The organism is Devosia sp. Z6_126 (assembly GCF_058133495.1).
On the sequence record NZ_JBYUNO010000001.1, the window covers coordinates 234230 to 256513 of the forward strand.

At 63.6% G+C, this 22284-nt stretch carries 21 protein-coding genes and 1 other RNA gene; 12 read left to right on the forward strand and 10 right to left on the reverse strand.

All coding sequences use genetic code 11. The features are described 5' to 3' along the window. Window positions 1-33: 33 nt before the first annotated feature. Window positions 34-1215 (reverse strand): aspartate aminotransferase family protein, encoded by a 1182-nt coding sequence (locus tag AC3YOG_RS01190; protein ID WP_489933760.1) that lies wholly within the window; start codon window positions 1213-1215, stop codon window positions 34-36. Here AC3YOG_RS01190 and AC3YOG_RS01195 point away from each other — a divergent pair. Continuing rightward, entirely contained in the window at window positions 1214-1378 is a 165-nt protein-coding gene (locus AC3YOG_RS01195) for a hypothetical protein (protein ID WP_489933761.1), read from the forward strand. The genes AC3YOG_RS01190 and AC3YOG_RS01195 overlap by 2 nt on opposite strands. Before the next feature lie 208 nt (window positions 1379-1586). After that, complete coding sequence (locus AC3YOG_RS01200) at window positions 1587-2162, forward strand: GcrA family cell cycle regulator (protein WP_489933762.1); 576 nt, start codon at window positions 1587-1589, stop codon at window positions 2160-2162. 170 nt (window positions 2163-2332) lie between these two features. Here AC3YOG_RS01200 and AC3YOG_RS01205 read toward each other — a convergent pair whose 3' ends face one another. Continuing rightward, window positions 2333-3547, reverse strand: coding sequence for an ATP-binding protein (locus AC3YOG_RS01205; protein WP_489933763.1), 1215 nt, complete (start codon window positions 3545-3547; stop codon window positions 2333-2335). Window positions 3548-3704: 157 nt separating this feature from the next. Between AC3YOG_RS01205 and ppk2 the strand changes: the two genes are divergently transcribed. Beyond that, entirely contained in the window at window positions 3705-4562 is an 858-nt protein-coding gene (ppk2, locus tag AC3YOG_RS01210) for a polyphosphate kinase 2 (protein WP_489933764.1), read from the forward strand. 93 nt (window positions 4563-4655) lie between these two features. Next, a complete protein-coding gene (locus AC3YOG_RS01215) occupies window positions 4656-5423 on the forward strand; it encodes an N-formylglutamate amidohydrolase (RefSeq protein WP_489933765.1) in 768 nt (255 codons plus the stop codon). 9 nt (window positions 5424-5432) lie between these two features. On the opposite strand, the gene AC3YOG_RS01220 is transcribed toward AC3YOG_RS01215, so the two are convergent. Then, on the reverse strand, window positions 5433-6905 hold the full coding sequence (locus AC3YOG_RS01220; RefSeq protein WP_489933766.1) for a mannitol dehydrogenase family protein: 1473 nt from the start codon (window positions 6903-6905) through the stop codon (window positions 5433-5435). A gap of 158 nt (window positions 6906-7063) precedes the next feature. On the opposite strand from AC3YOG_RS01220, the gene AC3YOG_RS01225 reads away from it, so the two are divergent. Then, the gene (locus AC3YOG_RS01225; protein WP_489933767.1) at window positions 7064-7972 is read left to right on the forward strand and encodes a sugar kinase; all 909 of its coding nucleotides are present in this window, start codon (window positions 7064-7066) and stop codon (window positions 7970-7972) included. Here AC3YOG_RS01225 and AC3YOG_RS01230 read toward each other — a convergent pair. The 3 genes from AC3YOG_RS01230 to AC3YOG_RS01240 are packed head-to-tail and all read right to left on the reverse strand — an operon-like array spanning window position 7969 to window position 9708. Beyond that, entirely contained in the window at window positions 7969-8148 is a 180-nt protein-coding gene (locus tag AC3YOG_RS01230; protein WP_127752015.1) for a hypothetical protein, read from the reverse strand. The two genes, AC3YOG_RS01225 and AC3YOG_RS01230, sit on opposite strands and share 4 nt — an antisense overlap. Window positions 8149-8196: 48 nt before the next feature. After that, the gene (locus AC3YOG_RS01235; protein ID WP_489933768.1) at window positions 8197-8742 is read right to left on the reverse strand and encodes a DUF924 family protein; all 546 of its coding nucleotides are present in this window, start codon (window positions 8740-8742) and stop codon (window positions 8197-8199) included. Window positions 8743-8790: 48 nt separating this feature from the next. Next, window positions 8791-9708, reverse strand: coding sequence for a VOC family protein (locus tag AC3YOG_RS01240; protein ID WP_489933769.1), 918 nt, complete (start codon window positions 9706-9708; stop codon window positions 8791-8793). 370 nt (window positions 9709-10078) lie between these two features. Between AC3YOG_RS01240 and AC3YOG_RS01245 the strand changes: the two genes are divergently transcribed. After that, window positions 10079-10504, forward strand: coding sequence for an organic hydroperoxide resistance protein (locus AC3YOG_RS01245; RefSeq protein ID WP_489933770.1), 426 nt, complete (start codon window positions 10079-10081; stop codon window positions 10502-10504). Between the two features lie 140 nt (window positions 10505-10644). Here AC3YOG_RS01245 and AC3YOG_RS01250 read toward each other — a convergent pair whose 3' ends face one another. Next, window positions 10645-12453, reverse strand: a complete 1809-nt coding sequence (locus AC3YOG_RS01250) for an ABC transporter ATP-binding protein (protein WP_489933771.1) — start codon at window positions 12451-12453, stop codon at window positions 10645-10647. A gap of 630 nt (window positions 12454-13083) precedes the next feature. On the opposite strand from AC3YOG_RS01250, the gene AC3YOG_RS01255 reads away from it, so the two are divergent. Continuing rightward, on the forward strand, window positions 13084-14325 hold the full coding sequence (locus AC3YOG_RS01255) for an aminopeptidase (RefSeq protein ID WP_489933772.1): 1242 nt from the start codon (window positions 13084-13086) through the stop codon (window positions 14323-14325). Further along, entirely contained in the window at window positions 14316-14909 is a 594-nt protein-coding gene (locus AC3YOG_RS01260) for a YdcF family protein (RefSeq protein ID WP_127752009.1), read from the forward strand. The genes AC3YOG_RS01255 and AC3YOG_RS01260 overlap by 10 nt, the downstream gene beginning before the upstream one ends. 5 nt (window positions 14910-14914) lie before the next feature. On the opposite strand, the gene AC3YOG_RS01265 is transcribed toward AC3YOG_RS01260, so the two are convergent. Beyond that, window positions 14915-16294, reverse strand: a complete 1380-nt coding sequence (locus AC3YOG_RS01265) for an FAD-containing oxidoreductase (RefSeq protein WP_489933773.1) — start codon at window positions 16292-16294, stop codon at window positions 14915-14917. Window positions 16295-16452: 158 nt separating this feature from the next. Between AC3YOG_RS01265 and AC3YOG_RS01270 the strand changes: the two genes are divergently transcribed. Continuing rightward, window positions 16453-17298: a sugar phosphate isomerase/epimerase family protein gene (locus tag AC3YOG_RS01270; protein WP_489933774.1), complete on the forward strand. Its 846-nt coding sequence runs from the start codon at window positions 16453-16455 to the stop codon at window positions 17296-17298. On the opposite strand, the gene sthA is transcribed toward AC3YOG_RS01270, so the two are convergent. Continuing rightward, complete coding sequence (gene sthA, locus AC3YOG_RS01275) at window positions 17295-18716, reverse strand: Si-specific NAD(P)(+) transhydrogenase (protein WP_173088814.1); 1422 nt, start codon at window positions 18714-18716, stop codon at window positions 17295-17297. The genes AC3YOG_RS01270 and sthA overlap by 4 nt on opposite strands. 115 nt (window positions 18717-18831) lie before the next feature. Continuing rightward, complete coding sequence (locus AC3YOG_RS01280; protein ID WP_489933775.1) at window positions 18832-19683, reverse strand: LOG family protein; 852 nt, start codon at window positions 19681-19683, stop codon at window positions 18832-18834. Window positions 19684-19930: 247 nt separating this feature from the next. On the opposite strand from AC3YOG_RS01280, the gene ffs reads away from it, so the two are divergent. From ffs to AC3YOG_RS01295, 3 genes are all read left to right on the forward strand, one after another. Beyond that, an RNA gene (ffs, locus tag AC3YOG_RS01285) (signal recognition particle sRNA small type) lies at window positions 19931-20026 on the forward strand. 64 nt (window positions 20027-20090) lie between these two features. Further along, window positions 20091-21911, forward strand: coding sequence for a DNA polymerase III subunit gamma/tau (locus AC3YOG_RS01290; RefSeq protein WP_489933776.1), 1821 nt, complete (start codon window positions 20091-20093; stop codon window positions 21909-21911). Next, window positions 21908-22231: a YbaB/EbfC family nucleoid-associated protein gene (locus AC3YOG_RS01295; RefSeq protein WP_127752004.1), complete on the forward strand. Its 324-nt coding sequence runs from the start codon at window positions 21908-21910 to the stop codon at window positions 22229-22231. The genes AC3YOG_RS01290 and AC3YOG_RS01295 overlap by 4 nt, the downstream gene beginning before the upstream one ends. The last annotated feature ends 53 nt before the right edge of the window (window positions 22232-22284 follow it).

Below are 22284 nucleotides of genomic sequence, written 5' to 3' on the forward strand. Positions count from 1 at the left end.
TGGGTCCGGTTGTTCTTGGCTGCGATGCAGCGATCAGTTCGTTTCTGCCTGGATGGCCTCGAGGGCGGCAGCGATCTTGCCCACCGCTTCTTCGATATCGGCCTCGGTCACGATCAGAGGCGGCAGGAGGCGCAGCACATTCTCGCCGGCGCCGATGGCTAGCAACTGGTGATCGCTCCGGAGGCGCTCGACGAAGTCGCGCACCGGGGGGGTGATCTTGATGCCGGCGAGGAGGCCCTTGCCGCGCAGTTCCAGGACCTGGTCGGGAAAGCGTTGCGCCAGTTGCTGCAGATGCCAGGCGAGGCGCTGGCCCATCTGGTCGACATTCTCGATGAAGCCGGGCTCAAGGATACGGTCGAGCACGGCATTGCCCACCGCCGTGGCGAGGGGATTGCCGCCATAGGTGGAGCCATGGGTGCCAGGCACCATGGAAGCCGCGACATCACCCTTGGCAAGACAAGCGCCGAGCGGAAAGCCGCCGCCAATTGCCTTGGCTACGGCCACGATGTCGGGCGTAATGTTGCTCCACTCAAAGGCAAAGAACCGGCCGGTGCGGCCATAGCCGCACTGCACTTCGTCGAGCACGAGCAGCATACCGTGCTCATCGCACAGCCGGCGCAGGCCCTGCATGAACTCGGGGGTCATGGCAGACACGCCGCCTTCGCCTTGAACCGTCTCGATGAGAATGGCGCAGGTCTGCGGCGTGATCAGCGCTTCCACCGCCGCCAGATCACCGGGAGCGGTGTGCTTGAAGCCAGGGACCGGCGGGCCGAAGCCTTCGAGATAGTTGGGATTGCCGCCAGCGGCGATGGTGCCCAGGGTCCGGCCGTGGAAAGAGCCGGTAAAGGCGATGATCTCATAGCGATCGGTTTCGCCCTTGGCCCAGAAGTAATGCCGCGCGGTCTTGATCGCGCATTCGAGGGCCTCGGCGCCCGAATTGGTGAAGAACACTGAGTCCGCGAATGTGGCCTCAACCAGCCGTTGACCCAGCCGCTCCTGCTCGGGAATAGTGAACACATTGGAGGTGTGCCACACCTTCTCTGCCGCTGACTTGAGCGTTTCCACTAGATGGGGATCGCCATAGCCCAGCGCATTGACCGCGATGCCGGAATGGAAATCAAGATAGGCCACGCCGTTCTGGTCATACAGGCGCATGCCTTCGCCTCGCTCAAAGGCGAGACCGGAGCGGGCATAGGTGCCGTAGAGCGCAGACATGGTGTTTGAATCCTTCTTGGTCGGCGAGCAATGGGCGGGAGCGCAGCAATTCTGCAACTACGTCCCCGAAAAATCAAAAACGCGCCATAATCTGCAGCGCGTCGCGCGGGCAATTGAGCCGTTTCGCGCGCCAAAGTCAATGTGGCCGCCGGCAAGTGCCTGATTTGACTCAAGCTTTCTTTACCCCTTCTTAACCATTCATTTTCCGGGGAAAGTGGCTGGGGACTCTTGATCCCGATTCCGCCGATAGCGTACTCTCTGACCTATCGGGAGCACGATATCTCGTGTGGCGGACCCGCTAGACATACGAAGTGTAGACGACCACGACTGCCGGAGCTTCTGGCGGGACAATGAAGGATTCTGCTTTGACAATGGTTTCGGAGACACAGCCACAAGGCTGGACAGACGACCGCGTGGAGCTCTTGAAGAAGCTTTGGATGGAAGGTTTGAGCGCCAGCCAGATCGCTGGCGAACTGGGTGAAGGGGTCACCCGCAATGCGGTGATCGGTAAGGTGCACCGGCTCAAGCTGTCGGCCCGCGCCAAGCCCACCAACACGGCGGCCCGCTCACGGCCAGCCCCCCGCCCGGCACCGCGCCGAATGTCTTCCCCTTCCACTGGATCGTCGAGCCCGATGACGGCCGCGGCAGCTTCCTCCAAGCCGCGCCAGATGGCGACCCGGCCCCAGTCCATCGGCGCTACCGCATTGGCGGTGAGCCCGGAAATGGAAAGCCAGCTTTATGTGGCGCCCGCGGCGGCTGAAATCTTCATCCCCGAAGACAAGCGCCTCAGCCTGCTGCAGTTGAGCGAGCAGACCTGCAAGTGGCCAATCGGCGACCCACTGGCCAAGGATTTCTACTTCTGCGGCGGCCACGCCCAGGAAAGCGGCCCCTATTGCGAGTTCCATTCTCGCCGCGCCTACCACCAGATCGACAAGAAGCGCCGCTGAACAGCGTCGCGACGGCGGGCGCAACGGCGCCCGCGCCCGGTGATAAGGATTGGGCGCGCGGTTGAGGCTGTTAACCCGCAGCCTCTCAGGGGCCCAGCCCCAATCCTTCTTTGCCAGAACCTAGCCCCTGCCCCGATTTCAGGCGGATAGACCTCACACCATGCCAGGTGTCAGGGCAGCAGCACGTCTACCCGCATGCCTTGGCCCAATTCGCTGCGGATGCTGAGTTGTCCGCGATGGCGGCTGACGATGTGCTTGACGATCGCCAGGCCAAGCCCGGTGCCCTTCCGCTTGCGGCTGGTTTCGGCATCGATGCGATAAAAGCGCTCGGTCAGGCGCGGCACATGCTCGGGCGGGACGCCGGGCCCATGATCCACAACGCTGACCATATGGGCAAAGCCAAGCTTGTTGGCGGGCTGCAGCACGACCTCCACCGTTTTACCGCCCGAGCCGTATTTCAGCGCATTATCGATGAGGTTCTCGAACACTTCGTAGAGCTGACCGCGATCGCCAATGGTTTGGGCCGGTCCTTCGGGCAGGCTGAGGACGATGTCGAGCCCGGCCGCTTCGGCCTGGGTTTGCAGTCCATCGCGGACTTCGCGCAGGAGGCCGGCAAGCTCGATCGTCGCCGTGGGCCGTATATGCTGGTGCATCTCGATGCGCGACAGCGACAAGAGATCATCGACCAGCTTGCTCATGCGATCGGCCTGGCCGCGCATGATGCCAAGGAACCGCTCGCGCGCAGCCGGATCATTGGCCGCCGGGCCAAGCAGGGTGTCGATGAAGCCCAGCAGCGATGCCAGGGGCGTGCGCAATTCATGGCTGGCATTGGCAATGAAGTCGCTGCGCATGGCATCGACGCGCTTGAGTTCAGTCAGGCTCTGCACCGTCATGATCAGTTGCTGGGAGTGCTCGCCGGCGCGCAGCAGGGGCGCAATCACCACTTTGTCCCAGGTCTCGGAGGGCAACGTCTCGTGAATCTCGACGGTTTGAGCACGGCCGGTCCGTTGCGCCGCTTCAACCGCCTGCACCAGTTCGGGGTTACGCAGGGCCAGGGTCAATCGCTTGCCCACGGAAATCGCTGGAAAGCGGCGCTGCGCAGCGCCATTGGCGTGAACCAAGGTCGCGCGTGCATCGAGAACCAGGCAGGGGTCGACCAGCGCATCGGCAAAGGCGGCTACAGCAGCGTCGTCTTCCGCGGCTTGCGCAGCCAATGCAACGCTTGGGGCTGTTATCAAATCCGTCGGTCGCGCCGCGATGGGGAGACAAAGAATGGTTGCCGCCAGCACGGCAAAACCTAAACAGGCGCCCCACCAGGTCAACCCGCACCAGGTTACCAGGGCCAGCAGCACGCCCGCCACGACCACCAGCAGAATAGCGGGCACAGGTAATTTCGGCGCGGCCACTGTGCCAGCTGAAAGAACAGTTTGAGGAATGTTGGCGTCGTCCATTGGCTTTGGAGTACCGACCGCCCAAGTTTGGCGGCTCTTGCGTGCTAAATAATCTCTATAACACGGTCCACGTGACAGCGGAGCGACAAGATTGAGCGATCCATTCGACGACTTCGATATCGACAATCCCAAACTGCCAGAAGCGATCAAGAAGAACGCGATGCGCTCGGGTGGTTACCCTTATGCCGACAAGCTCGACCTCGAGATCTACGAGGCGGAGATGTATGAACTCCAAAAGCAATTGGTGCTGCTGCAGGCTCATCTGCTGACCACGGCCGAGCGCGTCATGCTGGTGTTCGAGGGACGCGACGCGGCGGGCAAAGGCGGCACGATCAAGACTTATCTTTCCAATCTCAACCCCCGACACAATCTGATTGCGGCACTGCCCAAGCCCAATGATCGGGAAAGGACGCAGTGGTACTTCCAGCGTTATGTGGAATGGATGCCAGCGGGTGGCGAAACCGTGCTGTTCGACCGCTCCTGGTACAACCGGGCGGGGGTCGAACGGGTAATGGGCTATGCCACGCCCAAGCAAGTGGAGCACTTCCTCCAGGAAGCCCCCGAATTTGAGCGCCGCATCACCGATGACGGCATCCATCTGTTCAAGTTCTGGCTCTCGATCGGCCGGGAAATGCAGCTCAAGCGCTTTCACGACCGGCGTCACGATCCGCTCAAGGTCTGGAAGCTCTCGCCGATCGACATCGAAGCTTTGGGACGCTGGGAAGCCTATAGCGGGGCGCGAGACGCTATGTTCGAGCATACCGATGTGCCCCACGCCCCTTGGATGGTGGTGCGCTCCAATGACAAGCGCCGGGGACGGCTCAACCTCATCCGCACGGTGCTGCATCGGCTTGACTACGCCGGCAAGAATGTCGATGCGATCGGCCCGATCGATCCCCTGCTCGTGATGGACACCAAGTCCTTCATGGCCCTGGTGGACCAGCATTGATGGTTCAGAGGAATTCGGCGGTCGCTGCGTTGACAGCTTGCCCGAGGCTGGGGTTAGTGCGGCTCGCGAGCGGACCTGTTCGGGGGCAAAGTAGTGGTATCGTCCGATAAGGCCGTGGTGGTCACCAATGCGCGGGGCACATCGCCCTTCGTGATCGTGTGCGACCACGCTTCCAACCGCATTCCCGAACGCTATGGCGATCTTGGTTTGTCGCAGGTCCAACGGCTGAGCCATATCGCCTGGGATCCGGGGGCACTTGCCGTCAGCCGGGCCTTGTCCGACGCGCTCGACGCGCCCCTCGTGCAATCAACGGTGTCCCGGCTGGTGATCGACTGCAATCGCGCGCTCGATGCACCCGATTTGATCTGGACCTTGTCGGAAGCAACGCCGATCCTGGCCAATGAGAATTTGGATGAAGCCGAGCGGCAATTCCGCATCAGCCACTTCCACCAGCCCTACCACGCCTCCATCCACACCTTGCTGGAAGCGCGACGCCATGCCGGACGGGAAGCGGTTCTGGTTTGCGTGCATTCCTTTACCCCCGTTTACCACGGGGTAGCGCGACCTTGGCCCATCGGGTTGATCCATGGCAGTGACCAGCGCTTCACCCGGGCGCTCTATGACGCGCTCAAGGCCGAGGATCCCGAACTCAATGTCGGCTGGAACCTGCCTTATGCCGCCCAGAGCGGTGTGACCCTGACGCTGGAACAGCATGGCGACGGCCGGGGGCTTGAGGCCACGATGATCGAAATCCGCCACGACGAGATCCTCGAAGTGGATGGCGTGCAGTTCTGGTCAGAGCGGCTGGCCCGCTGCTTGGTGGCAGCGCGCCAGCGGCGCAAAGGTGCGGTGCGCGGCTAGGCTAGCGGCTCAGACTCGTACCACCTCGGCGACTGTCTGGGCAGCGCCGATTTCGTAGAGGCTATCGAGATGAGCGAGCACTGCCGCACGGAACGCGGCATTGTCCGGCAGGTCGGTGCCGAACACCTCGCTGAGAGCGACCAGACCATCGAACAGCGCTTCGGGATCATCACCGGCATCAGCCGCGATCGCCATCATTCGCATGGCGAGCGGATCGCGCACATCGATGCTTTCGCCGCTTTCATCCACACCTGTGACATAGCGCATCCAAGCCGCAACCCCGAGCGCGAGCCGGGTGAATGGCTGGTCGGCCGCCAAGCGGTCGCGGATAGTGCCAAGCAGGCGCTGGGGCAGTTTCTGGCTGCCATCCATGGCAATCTGCCAGGTCCGGTGCTGGAGGGCCGGATTGCTGAACCGCTCGAGCAACTGGTCGCGATAGGCGCCCAGATCCACGCCCGGCATGTCGAGCGTGGGCATGACTTCCTCGGTCATCAAACCACGGATCAGCGCGGCGAAAGCCGGATCGCCGACGGCGTTTGCGACATATTGGTGGCCCGCCAGAAAGCCCAGATAAGCCAAGGTAGAGTGGGAGCCGTTGAGCATGCGCAGCTTCATGCGCTCGAAGGGCTCGACGTCCTCGGCAATGGTAGCACCCGCCCGCTCAAACTGGGGCCGGCCAGCCGAGAAGCTGTCCTCGATCACCCATTGGGTGAAGGGTTCGGTCATGATCGGCCAGGCATCGGCAACGCCGGTCGCCGCCTCGATCATGGCGCGATCGGCGTCAGTCGTCGCGGGCACGATGCGGTCGACCATGGTGCTGGGGAAGCGAACATTGTCCTCGATCCAGCGGGCCAGTTCGGCCTCTCGCAACGCCGCAAAGCGGGTCACGATGCGGGCGGTGGTGTGGCCGTTGGATGGGAGATTGTCGCAGCTCATCACCGTGAATGGGGGCAGTTGTGCCGAGCGGCGGCGGGCCAGGGCTTCCACGATGATGCCGGGAGCCGAGCGGGGTTCGCTGGGATGGGCCAGATCGTAGGTGATATCGGGATGGTTTTCGTCGAGCTCGCCGGTGGCCGGGTCGTGGCAATAGCCTTTCTCGGTCACTGTCAGCGAAACGATGCGGATGGCAGGAGAGGCCAGGAGCGCCAGCAATTCCTCACGCTGGGTATTGGCATCCATGACGCTGAGGATCGAGCCGATGATGCGCGTGCTGGTGCCCGCAGCGTCGCGCACGGCAACCGTATACAGCCCATCCTGCGGCTCAAGCGCATCCTTGGTGTCAGGGCGGCGCAGGCTCGCGCCCACAATGCCCCAGCTCGGGTCCTGGGCCAGCAGATCGTCGACATAGACCGCCATGTGAGCCCGGTGGAACGCGCCGATGCCCAGATGGACAATCCCGGGTGTCACCGCACCTCGATCGTAATCGGGCACACGGACGCCTTGTGGCGGATTGGCGAGCAAGGAAGCGTTCAAACGCGGCATCGGCAAGTAAACTCCTGTAAGCGGGCGCACCATAAGCAGCTTCGCGCTTGTATGGAAGATCAACTTGGCCGCTTTCCAGCGGTGAAGCTGTCGCACCCGGTCTTGCAGCAGAGCGGCATTTGCGCTCATAAGCGGAGCCACAACAGGAGGGTTCAGTCTTGAGCAAGCGCTTCGTGAGCATCGGAGAATGCATGATCGAGATGAGCGGGGGCGAGGACCGGCAATACCGGCTCGGTTATGCCGGCGATACGCTCAATACGGCCTGGTATATGCGCGCTCTCCTTGAGCCTGAGTGGTCGGTGGACTACTTCACGGCGCTCGGCGAAGACCGCTATTCCGCCGATATCCGGGCGTTCCTTGAGCAGCACCGGATCGGCACCCAGCATATCGGCACGATCAAGAACCGCCGCCCTGGACTGTACCTGATCCATCAGGAAGGGGGGGACCGGCACTTCACCTATTGGCGCGACCAATCGGCAGCGCGACTGTTGGCCGAGGACAAGGGTGCTCTCCACGCCGCGCTCGAGGGCGCCAGCATGGTGTATTTCTCCGGTATCACGCTGGCCATCCTGCAGCCGCGGGCGCGGGGCCGCCTGCTGGGGGCTGTAGTGGCGGCACGTGAGGCGGGGGCGACTGTCGTGTTCGACACCAATCTGCGCCCGGCGCTGTGGACCAGCCAGCGCGTGATGGCGTCAATGCTGACGGCGGCCGCGAGCCTTTGCGACATCGTCCTGCCCACCCATGGCGACGAAGCGCCGGTGTTTGGCGACCGCAGTGTCGAGGAAACAGCCGAGCGTTATCTGGAGCTTGGCGTCGGGGAAGTGGTGGTCAAGGATGGTGGCAATCCCGCCCTGGTGGCGACTGCTACCGAGCGGGTTAAAGTCGCGCCACCGCCGGCCGGGAGCGTCGTCGATGCGACGGGCGCAGGGGATTCGTTCAACGGCGCTTATCTCAGCGCCCGGCTGGCCGGCAAGGGCCTGCAGGAGGCGGCAGAGGCGGCGCACCGGGTCGCTGGCATTGTGATCGGGCAGAAGGGGGCCCTGGTGGACCCGGCGCTCCTTAGCTAGGTGCGGTCGCGGTCTTCGGCCTGGTAGGTTGCGCGGGTTGCGGCTTCCGTGACGGCCTTTTCCCCGGGGGTGCGATTGCGGTTGCGCATGATGCCGAACACCACGGCGAGCGCGAGGGCGATGACGCCGATGGTGAGCAGGATCAGCCAGATGGATGGGCCGGATTGAACTTCCATTATCGATCTCCTTTTGCGCTCAACGGAGCGAGGGAGAGCATGGTTGCGCTAAAACCTGCGATCACCCGCTTCGGCCATGTAGTGCTCTTCCTCGGGGGTGCTGGTGCGGCCTAAGGCCTTGTTGCGGAAGGGAAAGCGGCCGAAGCGCTCGATGGCGTGCAGGTGATCGAGCATGAACTGCAGCTGCTCGGGATCGCCCAGCGCCTGATAGAGGCGAACCCCTTCATGCTGGATGATGATGGATTCCGAATGCATGAAGGGCAGGTAGAAAAACGGCCGCCGGATGGCTTCCACGGCATGGTCGGCATCGAGCGCCAGGGCTTCTTGTGCCAGAGCTAAGGCCATGGAATCCCAGGCGAAAGCCTGGCCGGTGCCACGATGAAGCTGGCGCGAGAACTGGTCGAGCACGATGATCTCGGCGAGGCGCCCGGCGGGGCTGTGCCGCCAGGTCCAGGCTTCTGCCTTGCCGACCCGGGCGTGGGTTTCGGCAAAGCCCTCGCTTAGGGCAGCATCGAAGTCGGGCTTGCCGCCAAACCAGTCGTCCGGGCCATGGTCGACGAACCAGAATTGCAGCACGTCATCAGCGTTTTTCATGGTTCTGCCACCTTGATGAACGGGTTCTGAACGCCTGTTCACCAGGGCTCAGCCAACCACAATATGCACGCGGTTGCCGAATGGGTCACGCGTTTCGATGCCACTCTCGATCGGGGCAATTGGAGCGCCCGAATTTTGCAGCCGCCCTTCGACAGCCGCGAGGGTCGCCGCATCGGGCACGGTGATGGTGAACCAGCGCAGGCCGGCCGAGCCGGGCGGCGGCAGCACGGCATCGGGACCCGACCAGATGTTGTAGGCCAGGGTATGGGGCATGTAGTCGAGCCCGACATCGCCCATGCCAAAGGAATGGATCAAAAGGAACCCGGCAAAGCCGATGACGTCCCGGTAAAATGTGGTGGCAAGGTTGAGGTCGGTTACATGCAGATGGATATGGCCGATCCGGGTGCCGGCCGGCATCGTTTGCTGGGGCAGCGGGTTGGGGCCGAGTTCAGCCAGCAGGCCGCGCAGGTCGATGGGGTCGCGGCCCGAATGAGGCTGACCATCGGCGGTGACCGCATAATGACCCTGGTCGGGATGGCCGAGCGTGCCGCGCCAGGGCGTCTCGAAGGTGATCTCGATGCCATTGCCGTCGAGGTCCCAGAGATAGATGGCTTCGGACACCAGATGGTCGGTGGGCGCGATGCGCACATTATGGGCGAGCGCGCGCAGCGCCAGTTGCGCGAGGTCGGCGCGGCTGGGGACGTGGATGGCCACATGATAAAGCCCGATCGTGCGCGCCACGGATGGGCGCAGGGCGCCGGTTTCGAGCACGATGAGGGGCTGATCCCCTGCCCCCAACACCAGCGCATTGCCGGTTTCCGACAGCAGGCGCAGGCCAACAACGTCGCGCCAGATGGTGAGGGCTTGGGCACGGTCGGTGACCGCAAGATGGACGGGACCCAGCCGCGTCGTCAGCGGCAGGAGGGGCTGGGAGCGGATATCGGTTTGAACGCTGGCGTCGATCATGGTCGGGCCTTTCGGAGACGGGGGTGGCTGAATGTCCAGTTGGATATAGTGCCCCTGCATTGTTCCAACCATCGGGCGCGAGGCGAAGGCATTGTTCGCTGGAGCGCCCCCAATAGTACGGCGGCGAGGAAGCGCCGGTGCAAGAACACCGCGACCCCCTCCCTCGGTCCCTCCCCTCAAGGGGGAGGGAAGGCAAGGCCTCAGCAATGGTGCAGGTAGCTTTGGCCGGTTGAGGCCTTCCTGCCGCCGATGCGACCATATTAGCGATCGAGGCGTTCAATGAGACGTAACCAAGCCGGTCAAAAGCCTTGCAACGGCAAGCACTGGACAGACTAAGCTTGGGGCTCGACCCAGCAAAGGATCAAAAGCAATGACGAAGATCATGTACACCGCACGCGCCACTTCCACCGGTGGCCGCTCCGGCCACGGCGCGACCGATGATGGCGTGCTCGATGTGACGCTGACCACGCCCAAGGAGCTGGGCGGCGACGGCGCGCGCGGCACCAATCCCGAGCAGTTGTTTGCCGTGGGTTATTCGGCCTGCTTTCTGGGTGCGATAAAGGGTGCGGCGCGCAAGACCAAGACCCCGATCAGCGAGGATTCGACGGTGACGGCTGAAGTGAGCTTCCGGGACCGCGAAGACGGCGAGGGTTTCTGGATCCAGGCGGCGCTCAAAGTGCACCTGCCGGGGCTCGACAAGGCCACCGCCGAGGATGTGGTGCAGCGCGCCCATGTGATCTGCCCCTATAGCGAAGTGTCGCGCAAGGGTTTTGAGGTGACGCTCGAAGTCGAGTAGTTTTGGGTTTTGAAGGGGTGGGGGGGCGATGAGGTTTGGGCCTCTCGTTCCCCCCCCCCGTCCCTCCCCCCGAGGGGAGGGTGACGCTCCCGATCAGCGGTGATCGACCGCTTGGAGCTGGGTGATTGCCCGCGCTTTCCTCAGGCGATCTTGAGGCCTTTGGTGAGTTCGAGGGCCTGGCGCTCGAAAAGGCGGCGGTAGATGCCGGCTTTGAGGGCGATCAGCTGGTCATGGGTGCCTTCCTCGACGATGCGGCCCTTGTCGAAGACGAGGAGGCGATCGAGGGCGCGTACGGTTGAGAGGCGGTGCGCGATGACAAGGGTGGTGCGGCCGACCATCAGGCGTTCCATGGCCTGCTGGATCAGCACTTCGCTTTCGCTGTCCAGACTCGAGGTCGCTTCATCCAGGATCAAGATACGCGCATCGGCGAGGAACGCGCGGGCGATGGCGACGCGCTGGCGCTCGCCGCCCGAGAGTTTGACGCCCCGTTCGCCCACCATGGTCTCGTAGCCCTTGGGCAGGTTCATGATGAAATCATGGGCGCTGGCCTGGCGGGCGGCCTGCTCAATCTGGGCGCGGCTGGCACCGGGGCGGGCATAGGCGATGTTTTCGGCCAGGGTGCGGTGAAACAGGATTGGCTCCTGTTGCACAATGGCGATCTGGCCGCGCAGCGAGGATTGCTGCACGTCGGCGATGTTTTGCCCATCGATGCGAATGGCGCCCGAATTGACGTCATAAAGGCGCTGGATCAGCTTGACGAAAGTGGTCTTGCCCGAGCCGGAATGACCCACGAGACCCACCCGTTCGCCCGGCGCGATCTCGACCGAGAAATCGCGGTAGAGCGCAGTCTGGTGCGAACCGTACTGGAAGGTGATGTGGTCGAACTCAATCGCACCCGCAGTGATGCGGATGGGTCTGGCGCCCGGCTTGTCGTCGATACCGAGCGGCTCATGGTTGAGGCGCACCAGTTCTTCCATGTCGTTGACCGAGCGCTGCAGGTTGCGGATGTGCTGGCCAACGTCCCGCAGATGCCCCTGCAGCACAAAGAACATGGTGAGGACAAAGGTGATGTCGCCCGGCGAAGCGGCGCCCTGGCGCCAGAGCAGCAGGGCCGTGCCGAGGACTGCGGCCTGCATCAGCGCCATCATCGCGCCCTGCACGCCGCTATTGATCGTGCCACGGGTCCAGACCCGGCGGGTGCGCGAGCGCCATTTGGCGACGACACTTTCGAGCCGGCGCTCCTCACGCTCCTCGGCGCCGAACGCCTTGACCACGGAATTGCAGCTGACGGCATCGGCCAGAGCGCCGCCCATGCGGGTATCCCAGGCATTGGCGAGGGCGCCGGCGGGGGCGACGAAATTGACCGACATCAGCACGGTGACGGTGACAAAGATGATCGAGCCGATGCCGACGACAAGGCCCATGACCGGCCAGGCCAGCCCGAGGATCACCGTGGCGCCGATCAGCATCAGCAGCGAGGGCCAAAGGGCGACCAGCAGCGTATCGTTGAGCAAATCGATGGCGCCATTGCCGCGCGTGATCTTGCGCACGGTGGAGCCGGCAAAGCTGTTGGCGTGCCAATCGGTCGAGAAGCGCTGCACCCGATGAAAAGCGGTGTTCACCACATTGCTCATGATGCGCAGGGTGAAGGGAATGATGTTGAAGTAAACGAGCTGGCGCAGCACGACCGAGCTCAGATAGAGCCCGACCATGGTCCAAAAGGCGATCACCGCCGACCACCAGAAGCTCTCGTCCTGCCCCGAACCGGAGGCCACGGCATCAACGAGGCGCCCGGCAAAAATGGGGGTTAGCGCTTCGGCCAGCGTTGCCAGCAGCACGAGGGTCGCGATGGTGGCGATGCGCCAGGGCTGGCCCCGCCAATGGGCAAAGGTGAAGCCGAGCACGTCGCGAAAGGCATCGGCGCGGAAAGGAAGCTTGTTTGACGACATTGGGGGTTTCCGGCGGCGTTGGCGCACCGGTCCTCGATGGCAATGGGAGAAACGCACAACCGGAAGGGCTTAAAGGCCCCGGAGCAAGACATCAGGTTGTGGCGGAATAAGCGGCGCCGCGAGGGGCAGCCCGGGCAACGCCTAGACTAGCGTCGACCCGATGGGGAAACGGTGATCGATACTGTCATGCAACGCCTCCCTGGCTCGGAACAGGGGATGGTTCTTAGAGGAAGAGCCGCGTTTTGCCAAGAGCCAAAACTCACGCCGATGTGAGGGGTGGTAAGGTGAGGGGCAAAAAAGCAACGGCGCAGCTTCCGGGAAGGGAAGCCGCGCCGCTGGTCGGGTTGGAGTGCCGGGGGCTCGATACAGAGTGCCCAGCCGAGAAAATCAGATCGTGTCGGTGGTGTATTCGCCATAAGCCAGGGCTGCCATGAAGGCTGCGAACATGGCAACAATTGCAGCGACGATGAGAATGGTCATTTCCGGCTCTCCGTTGTTTCTGGAGAGGGTTCTAGCCCCGGCGGGAGATGCGCTTCTTGATCTAGATCAAATGGAGTAGCGTTTTGGCTGGCCGGGCGCGGTGGGAGCGGGTAGTTTGGCCGCAGTTGTTCACTGCTTCGGTTTTATTCCATGACCACCAATGGCCCCATCGATCCCGTCAAGCTCGACAAACTGGCGCAAGTTGCCATCAAGGTGGGCCTGCAGCTGCAGCCCGGCCAGGATCTGGTGATGACCGCGCCCTTGAGCGCGGTGCCGCTGGTGCGCCGGATCACCGAGCATGCCTATAAGGCAGGCGCCGGGCTCGTGACCACGATCTATGCCGATGAGGAAGCAACGCTCGCGCGCTACAAATACGGCAGTGAGGCGAGCTTTGACCGCGCCGCGGGCTGGCTCTACCAGGGCATGGCCGATGCCTTCAAGAACAACGCAGCGCGGCTGGCGATCTCGGGCGACAATCCGATGATGCTGGCCGGCCAGGATCCCGACAAGGTGGGCCGGGCCAATCGCGCCAATTCGGCGGCCTACAAGCCGGCGCTGCAGCTGATCACCGGGTTCGACATCAACTGGAACATCGTCTCCTATCCGGGCGCGGCCTGGGCCAAGCTGGTGTTTCCCAATGACAGCGAGGAAGTGGCAGTGGGCAAGCTCGCCGACGCCATTTTTGCCGCGAGCCGCGTCGACCAGCCCGATCCGATCGCCGCCTGGGCCGAGCACAATGCCAATCTCAAGCGCCGCTGGACCTGGCTGAACGGCAAGGCGTTTTCGGCCCTGCATTATACCGGGCCGGGCACCGATTTGACGGTGGGCCTTGCCGATGGGCATCGCTGGAAGGGCGGCGCTTCGGAAGCCAAGAACGGCATCACCTGCAATCCCAATATCCCCACCGAAGAAGTGTTCACGACGCCGCACCGCATGCGCGTGGATGGTTATGTGGCGGCGACCAAGCCGCTGTCGCATAATGGCGCGCTGATCGAGGAGATGCAGGGCCGGTTCGAGGGCGGGCGGCTGGTGGAGCTCAAGGCTTCCAAGGGGCAGGATATCTTCAACAAGGTGCTCGACACCGATGAGGGCGCTCGTCGCTTGGGTGAAGTGGCGCTGGTGCCCCATTCCTCGCCGATTTCGGCGTCGGGGATCCTGTTCTTCAACACGCTTTATGACGAAAACGCCTCCTGCCACATCGCGCAGGGCCAGTGCTATTCGGATTGCTTTGTGGGCGGCAAGGATTTGAGCCAGGAGCAGATCAATGCCCAGGGCGGCAACAGCTCCAATATCCATATCGACTGGATGATCGGCTCGGACAAGATCGACATTGATGGCGTGCATGCCGACGGCTCGCGCGAGCCGGTGATGCGCGGGGGCGAATGGGCCTAGCGCGGCGCGTTTACCGCGCCATCATCGCCGCAAGTTTCTTGCTGGTGCTGGTGTGCGGCGGCATGGCCTTCGATATCTGGCGCTATGGCGAAGCGAGCTCAGCCGAGCCCGCTGACGCCGCCTTGGTGCTGGGGGCAGCGGTGATCGGGGAGCGGCCGACGCCGGTGCTCGAGGAGCGGCTGCGCCATGCCCAGGAGTTGCATGATCGCGGCCAGGTCAGGCGCATTGTCGTCACCGGAGGCCTCAGCCCCGAGGATGATTTGACCGAGGCCGAGGCCAGCCGGCGCTGGCTCGTGTCGCGCGGCGTGCCCGCGGGCGATGTTGTGCTCGAGGATCAATCGCGCACGACGATCGAGAACCTCGCCTTTGGCAAGGCGGTGCTGGAAGCGCATGGGATCGGCAGCGTGTTGATCGTGTCGGACCCCATCCATATGCGCCGCGCAATCATGATCGCGGACCGGCTGGGCGTTATCGCCAGACCCTCGCCGACGCCCACGACGCGCTATCGCAGCTGGCAAACCCAGGTGCCGTTTTTGGCCAAGGAAGTGTGGTTCATGGCGCAGTATCTCGTGACGGGGATGTAGCGGGGCTAATCCAGTGGCTTGAGGCCGGCAAGGAGCGTGGGGAGCAGCTCAGTGACGGTGGGGTGGATGTGCATCGTCTGCGTCATCGAGGTGTAGGGCAGATCGCCGGTCATCAGCTGCAGCAGCGATTGCACCACCTCGTCGCCGCGGATGCCAAGGATCGCGGCACCGAGGATGCGCTGGGTTTGCGCATCGACAAAGACCTTCATCAGCCCCTCGGTTTCGCCCCGCTCGCGGGCGCGGGCGACCTTGCTCATGGGCATGGTGGCACTGAGCACCGGGCGGCCGAGCTTACGGGCTTCGCTTTCGCCGATGCCGATGCGTCCAAGGGGCGGGTCGATGAAGAGGCCGTAGACGGTGGTGCGGCCGGCAATGGAACGGGTGCCGCCATCGATGAGGTTGTCGGCGACGATCTCGAACTCGTTGTAGGAGGTATGGGTCCAGGCGCCGCGGCCATTGATGTCGCCCATGGCCCAGATGCCGGGTACCGCCGTGCGCAGGTGATCGTCGACGGGAATATAGCCGTGCTTGTCGGCTTGGAGGCCGGCAGCGGGGAGGTCGAGGTCCTCGCTGTTGGGGGTGCGGCCGAGCGCGAGGAGGAGATGGCTGCCCGAGAGCGTGTGCTCGCCGTCGGGGCCGCGCAGGGCAAGGGCGATGCCGGGGCCGTCAGGACGGACGGACTGGACTTCCGTGTCCAGGAGGAACTGGACGCCGTCGCGCTCGAGGATCTGCCGGATGGCGGCGGAGATGTCGGGGTCTTCGCGGCTGGCGGGGCGGTCGCCGCGGGCGATGATCGTGACCTTGGCGCCAAAGCGGGCATAGATCTGGGCAAATTCCAGCGCCACATAGCTGGCGCCGGCAATCACCAGATGCTCGGGGAGCGTATCGAGTTCGAGGATGGTGGTGTTGGTGAGATAGGGGACATCAGTGATGCCCGGCCAATCGGGGATGCTGGGGCGGGCGCCGGTGTTGATGAAGAGGCGCGGGGCGGTGAGGCGGCGGTTGTTGACCTCGACTTCAGTGGGCGAGACGAAGCGGGCGGAGCCGGTGATGAGTTCGAGCCCCTCCGTGGTGCCGAGCCAGTCGGTCAGGCTTTGCACGGAAGCATTGACGACCTTGTCCTTGCGCGCCTTGACCGCCCGCATGTCGACGCGGACCTGGCCATCGAGCAGGACCCCGTAATCGGCGGCATGGCGGGCCATCCAGGCGGCGCGGGCGCTGGCGACGAGGGTCTTGGTCGGGGTGCAGCCATCATTGACGCAGGTGCCACCGAGATGGGTGCGCTCGACCAGGGCCGTCTTGTGCCCGGCCTCGGCGAGCCGCGCGGCCAGGAACGGTCCGGACTGGCCGGCCCCGATGATGATGGCATCAAACTGCTCGGCCATGGGAACCCCCTTGCTGCCCATCAGCTTAGTGCGGGATGGGCGGAGCCGCCAGCCCCGAGCGGGATGGTTAAGCGGGCGATAGCCAGTCACCCTGATCCGTCTTGCACCCGTTGTCCCCGCGGGTCAGTGTTCGGGGACCCGAAGAGGAGTGTTGTTGCATGACCCCCGAAGAGCGAATTGCCGTTTCGAGCTGGTCGCTGCACCGGCTGCTGGGCAGCACCTATCCCCATGATTTGACCAGCAATGAAGTGGGGAGGGAGGAGCTGACCTATGGCGAGGGCAGCGAAACCCTGCTCGACCTGCCTTCGGCGCTGAAACGACATGGCTATCACCGGCTCGAGCTGGTGTCGTTTCACCTGCGCAGCCGTGATCCGATTTATCTGGAAGAACTGCGGGCGAGCCTTGCGGCCTCGGATGTGCGGCTGCAGACCCTGTTGATCGATGCGGGCGACATCACCGATCCCGTGCATGGCGAGCGCGACCGGGACTGGATTGCCGGCTGGATCGAAGTCGCCAATACACTGGGCGCAGACAATGCCCGGGTGATTGCCGGCAAGCAAAAGCCGACCATGGCGGCGCTGGATCGCTCGGTGGCGGCGCTGCGCATCCTCGCTGACCGCAATGCAGGCTCATCGGTGCGGCTCGTGACCGAGAACTGGTTTGACCTGTTGTCGACGCCGCAGCAGGTGCATTGGCTGCTCGATCAACTGGAGGGACGCGTTGGATTGCTGATGGATTTTGGTAATTGGTCGGGGCCAGACAAATACGAGGCGCTGGCATCCATCGCGGGACGGGCGGAGCTCTGCCATGCCAAGGCGCATTTTTCAGATATTGGGGTTCTCGATGAGGCAGATTACTCCGCCTGCATCGTTGCGGCCGAAAATGCCGGTTACCGCGGGCCCTATACGCTGATCTACGACAATGACGTGCTGCGCGAATGGGACGGGCTGCGCCATGAGCGGGACTTCGTGATCGGCTGGTCCGAGCACGAAGAAGAGGTCTAGGGCAAGGCGGCCGCGAGCGGGGTGGTCTGGCGCGGCATGCGGTTCCAGGCGTCGAGCGCGGCGATCTTGTAGGCTTCGGCCAAGGTCGGGTAATTGAAGGCATTCTCGACAAAATAATCGAGCGTGCCGCCCAGATTGAGCACGGCCTGGCCGATATGAATGAGCTCGGTCGCGCCCTCCCCCACGATGTGGACGCCCAGCAATTTGCGGTCCTCGAGCGAGAACATCATCTTCATCATGCCCGACTGCAGGCCCATGATGTGGCCGCGCGAGGTTTCGCGGAAGCGCGCCACGCCGCTTTCATAGGGAATGCCTTGCGTGCGCACCTGCTGCTCGGTGAGCCCAACAGTTGAAATTTCGGGCACGGCATAGATACCGTAGGGGAAGAACTCGGGAGCGGGGTGCATGGCCGCGCCGCAGGCATGAAGGGCCGCAATCCGCCCCTGCTCCATGGACGTAGAGGCGAGCGAGGGAAAGCCGATTACGTCGCCGGCGGCATAGATGTTGCGCACATTGGTTTGGAACGTCGCAGGGTCGACCTTGAGGCGGCCGCGATCCTGCGGGGTGATGCCAGCGTTTTCGAGCCCCAGATTGGCGGTCGCGCCAGAGCGGCCGGCCGCATAAAGCAGCATGTCGGAGCGAATGCGGCGCCCGTCGGCGAGGATCGCGATCGGCCAGCCCACGGAATCGAGCTCGACCTGATCGACCTTGGCTCCGAGACGCAGGGTGACGCCGCGCTGGCGCAGTTCGTGGGTGAACTCCTCGATGATCTCGCGATCGATGAAATCGAGAATGGTGTCCTTGGGCTCGATGATGGTGACGGGCACATCGAGCGCCGAAAAGATGGTGGCGTATTCGATGCCGATCACGCCGGCCCCGACCACGGTCAGGCTCTTGGGTACGCGCGGCTCGAACACGAGGCTATCGCTATCCACTACGGAGCGGTCGTTGAAGGGGATATTGGCGGGGCGATAAGGGGTGGTGCCTACGGCGATCACGGCGTAATCAAAGGAAAAGACGTGCTCTTCGCCATCGGGGTCGGTGACGCTGATCCGGTTGGTATCAAGGAAGCGCGCCATGCCGCCAAAGGTGCGCACGCCATTGCGGGCGAACTGATGCTCGAGCACTTCGATCTCGTAATCGAGCGTCTTGCGCAGGCGCGAGCCGAGATCCTTGCCCTCGATCTCCTTTTTCACCCGATAGGCGAGACCATAAAAGCCGCGCTCGCGCCAACCCGAAAGGTTGAGCACGGTTTCGCGTAGGGTTTTCGAAGGGATAGTGCCGGTATGGACCGAAACGCCACCGAGGCGCAGCCGGTTTTCCACCACCAGCACCGAGCGGCCAAGCTTGGCTGCCTGCACGGCGGCACGGCGGCCGGCGGGGCCGCTGCCGATCACCACGATATCATAATGGTCCATGAAGACTCCTTGAGGTGCCGGTGACGGGAGGCGATTTCACCCTTCCAGGGCAGGACGGGCAAGACGAAGCGGCGCGAGAACGTTAAGAGTGCGGGCTAGGCGGGCGGCGCTCCGGTCAGAGCGCCGCAACCGGGGCGGGCAGGTCATAAAACTTTTGCACCACGTCCCAGCCCTCCTGGGCGGTGTCGACCACGTTGAACAGTTCAAGATCATTGGGCGAGATGGTTCCGGCTTCCGCCAGCGCCTCGAAATTGATGACCTTGCTCCAAAAGCTCGCGCCAAACAGCAAGAGCGGCACCCGGGCCATGCGGCCGGTCTGGATCAGGGTCAGCGCCTCGAAGAATTCATCAAGCGTGCCAAAGCCGCCGGGGAACACCGCGACTGCCTTAGCGCGCAGGAGAAAATGGATCTTGCGCGTGGCAAAATAATGAAAGTTAAACGAAAATTCCGGCGTGACGAAGAGATTGGGCGCCTGCTCATGGGGCAGAACGATGTTGAGCCCAATGGACGGCGCGCCGACATCGGCCGCACCCCGATTGCCCGCTTCCATGACGCCCGGGCCGCCCCCGGTCACCACCACGAATTCCTTGAAATCAAGGCTGCGCGAGGTTTCCGAAGCAAGGCGCGCGAAATCGCGCGCCACATCATAGTAGCGCGAGGCGGCTTCCAGATTGGTTTTCTGGGTCTGGTTCTTGGCGGCCCAGGCCGGCTTGCCGGGCTCGGGAATGCGCGCACCACCAAACAGGACCACGGTTGAATTGATCCCCGCTTCGCGCAGGCGGAACTCGGGTTTCAGATATTCCAGCTGGAAGCGGACGCCCCGGATGTCCTCGGAGGTGAGAAAGTCGTCATCGGCGAAAGCCAGGCGGAATGCGGATGACCGGGTCTGGGGCGTATTGGGAGCGCGCTGGGAAGCGTCAATATCCTCCTGGGAGGTACGCAACGGGGTGGGACGGCGTCTGGCCAAGAAAAGCTCCGATACGGGCAGTTGGGTTTTGTGGTGAGTTAAGCGGGCGGGGAACGCGGGGTAAAGGGTCGCACCCCACAAAGGGCTGCGCCCTTATCATATAGGTATTTGGACCCGATCTTGAAGACGATGGCCGCGGCGGCGGGCAGATTGGTCGCCTTCGAGCCGCGCGCGAGCGCGGATCAAGGGCGCGCTGCACCGGTCTTGCCCCTTGCCTTTGCGGCCATTTATTCGCATATAGCGCCTCGGGAGGTTGGCGCGGACGTGTTCCTCGCCAACCGGGTCAGGTCCGGAAGGAAGCAGCCCCAACGAGACCTGCACGGGTCGTTGCCAGCCTCCTATTTATTCCCGAGCTGAGCCAGCGGCTCCCCGGTTTTTTCCTTTTTCACCATGCATTGGAGGGCAGGATGGCGGACGCTCAAACCTCGCCTTATCTGGTGCTGGCCCGCAAATATCGCCCGCGCGACTTCTCGACCCTCGTGGGGCAGGACGCGATGGTGCAGACGCTGGGCAATGCGTTCAAGCAGAACCGCATCCACCACGCCTTTATCCTGACCGGCGTGCGCGGCGTGGGCAAGACCACGACAGCACGGATTCTCGCGCGCGCCTTCAACTATGAGGATGCGAGCGGGCGGCACCCCACGCTTGACCTCTCGGTCGAGGGCGAGCATTGCCGCGCCATCATCGAGGGGCGTCATGTCGATGTGGTGGAGATGGATGCCGCGTCCAATACCGGCATCAACGACATCCGCGAAATCATCGATTCGGTGAAATACGGGCCGGTTTCGGCACCGTTCAAAGTCTATGTGATCGACGAGGTGCATATGCTCTCGACGGCGGCCTTTAATGGGCTGCTAAAGACTCTCGAAGAGCCGCCGCCCTATGTGAAGTTCATTTTCGCGACCACCGAAATCCGCAAGGTGCCGGTGACCATCCTGAGCCGCTGCATGCGGTTCGACCTCAGGCGGATCACGCCCGAGGTGATGACGGATTATCTGCAATCGATCCTCGAGCAGGAAGGGATCGGGTTCGAGCCCGAGGCCCTAGCGATGATAGTGCGGGCCGGTGAAGGCTCGGCGCGCGACAATCTGAGCCTGCTCGACCAGGCGATCGCCCATGGCGATGGCGCGGTGACGGCCGCGACGGTCAAGGCCATGCTGGGCCTGGGGGACCGGTCGCGGATCATCGACCTCTTTGAAGAAGTGATGGCCGGGCGGATCGGGGACGCGCTGCAAACGCTGCGCGCGCTTTATGACCTCGGTGCCGATCCGCAAACGCTGATGGCCGATCTTGCCGATTTCACCCATCTCGTAACGCGCATCAAAGTGGTGCCGGCCGCGGGCGAGGATTTGTCGCTGACCCCCGACGAGCGCGTGCGGGGCGCTGAATATGCCGGGCGGCTGCCGATGCGGGCGCTGTCGCGGGCCTGGCAGATCCTCTTCAAGGGCCACGAAGAAGTGGGGCGGGCCAACAATGCCCTGCAGGCCGCCGAAATGGTGCTGGTGCGCCTGGCTTATGCGGCCGATCTGCCCACGCCCGATGAGCTGATCGCCAAGCTCGCCAACCAGCCGGCACCGGCGCCGGCGTTGCCGCCCGGAGCGCCGATGGGCCGTGGTCCGTCCGGCGGCGGGGGCGGCGGGCAGGCGATGCGCGTCGAGGCGCCGCCAGCCTTCCAGAACGAGCCGGCCGTATCGCGCCCCCTGCCCTCCCCTGAGGATGCGCCCCAGGCTTTGGCGCAGCCGGTGCTGGTGGCGACGCAGCCATCGGAAACGGTGCAACCCGCGCCGCCTCCGCTGCCAGCCATGGCCAAAGTGGGGAGCTATCGCGAACTGATTGCGCTGGCGGGCGCCAAGCGCGACGTGTTGCTTAAGCTCGCACTGGAATCGCAGATGCGGCCGGTGTCGTTCAGCGAAGGGCAGATCGAGGTGGCGCTGGCCGAAGGCGCCGATCCCGGCATCATCGCCATGCTGTCGGCGCGCCTGCAGCAATGGACGGGCTCGCGCTGGCTGGTGACCGTATCGAGCAAGCCGCCCGAGGGTCTCACGTTCCGGCAGGAGCAGCAGGAGCGGCAAAAGGCGGCGCATGCGGCGGCCCACGAGGACCCGCTGGTGCAGGCCATACTTGAGACCTTTCCGGGTGCGAAGGTTGTGAATGTGAAATTGCGTGACGATGCCGTTGCGCCCGAGGCCGATGCGGCCCCCCCGCCAGCAGAAGAGGACGAGGAATGAAAGACATCATGGGCATGATGAAGGCCGCCACCGAGATGAAGAGCAAGATGGAGGCCATGCAGGCCGAGCTCGGCGACCTCGTGGTGGAAGGCCAGGCGGGCGCGGGCATGGTGACCGTCTCGCTCAACGGCAAGGGCGAGATGCGCGGCGTGCGGATCGATCCGAGCCTGTTCAAGGACGACGATGTGGAAGTGCTCGAAGACCTGATCGTGGCCGCCCACAACGACGCCAAGAGCAAGGCGGAAGCCGAAATGCAGCGCAAGATGGCCGAAGTCACCTCCGGCCTGCCGCTGCCACCGGGCATGAAGCTGCCGTTCTAGGTTTGTTGGACTGATGTGAAGGCGCGGGGCATTCCCGCGCCCATCCCGTTGCG

Bases quoted from the DNA above. Each gene is read 5' to 3' on its own strand.
- AC3YOG_RS01190 (WP_489933760.1), bottom strand. From the start codon at position 1,215: ATGTCTGCGCTCTACGGCACCTATGCCCGCTCCGGTCTCGCCTTTGAG.
- AC3YOG_RS01220 (WP_489933766.1), bottom strand. From the start codon at position 6,905: ATGCCGCGTTTGAACGCTTCCTTGCTCGCCAATCCGCCACAAGGCGTC.
- AC3YOG_RS01255 (WP_489933772.1), top strand. From the start codon at position 13,084: ATGACCACCAATGGCCCCATCGATCCCGTCAAGCTCGACAAACTGGCG.
- sthA (WP_173088814.1), bottom strand. From the start codon at position 18,716: ATGGACCATTATGATATCGTGGTGATCGGCAGCGGCCCCGCCGGCCGC.
- AC3YOG_RS01265 (WP_489933773.1), bottom strand. From the start codon at position 16,294: ATGGCCGAGCAGTTTGATGCCATCATCATCGGGGCCGGCCAGTCCGGA.
- AC3YOG_RS01235 (WP_489933768.1), bottom strand. From the start codon at position 8,742: ATGAAAAACGCTGATGACGTGCTGCAATTCTGGTTCGTCGACCATGGC.
- AC3YOG_RS01270 (WP_489933774.1), top strand. From the start codon at position 16,453: ATGACCCCCGAAGAGCGAATTGCCGTTTCGAGCTGGTCGCTGCACCGG.
- AC3YOG_RS01200 (WP_489933762.1), top strand. From the start codon at position 1,587: ATGGTTTCGGAGACACAGCCACAAGGCTGGACAGACGACCGCGTGGAG.
- AC3YOG_RS01260 (WP_127752009.1), top strand. From the start codon at position 14,316: ATGGGCCTAGCGCGGCGCGTTTACCGCGCCATCATCGCCGCAAGTTTC.
- AC3YOG_RS01240 (WP_489933769.1), bottom strand. From the start codon at position 9,708: ATGATCGACGCCAGCGTTCAAACCGATATCCGCTCCCAGCCCCTCCTG.
- AC3YOG_RS01290 (WP_489933776.1), top strand. From the start codon at position 20,091: ATGGCGGACGCTCAAACCTCGCCTTATCTGGTGCTGGCCCGCAAATAT.
- AC3YOG_RS01230 (WP_127752015.1), bottom strand. From the start codon at position 8,148: ATGGAAGTTCAATCCGGCCCATCCATCTGGCTGATCCTGCTCACCATC.
- AC3YOG_RS01250 (WP_489933771.1), bottom strand. From the start codon at position 12,453: ATGTCGTCAAACAAGCTTCCTTTCCGCGCCGATGCCTTTCGCGACGTG.
- AC3YOG_RS01195 (WP_489933761.1), top strand. From the start codon at position 1,214: ATGGTGTTTGAATCCTTCTTGGTCGGCGAGCAATGGGCGGGAGCGCAG.
- AC3YOG_RS01295 (WP_127752004.1), top strand. From the start codon at position 21,908: ATGAAAGACATCATGGGCATGATGAAGGCCGCCACCGAGATGAAGAGC.
- AC3YOG_RS01245 (WP_489933770.1), top strand. From the start codon at position 10,079: ATGACGAAGATCATGTACACCGCACGCGCCACTTCCACCGGTGGCCGC.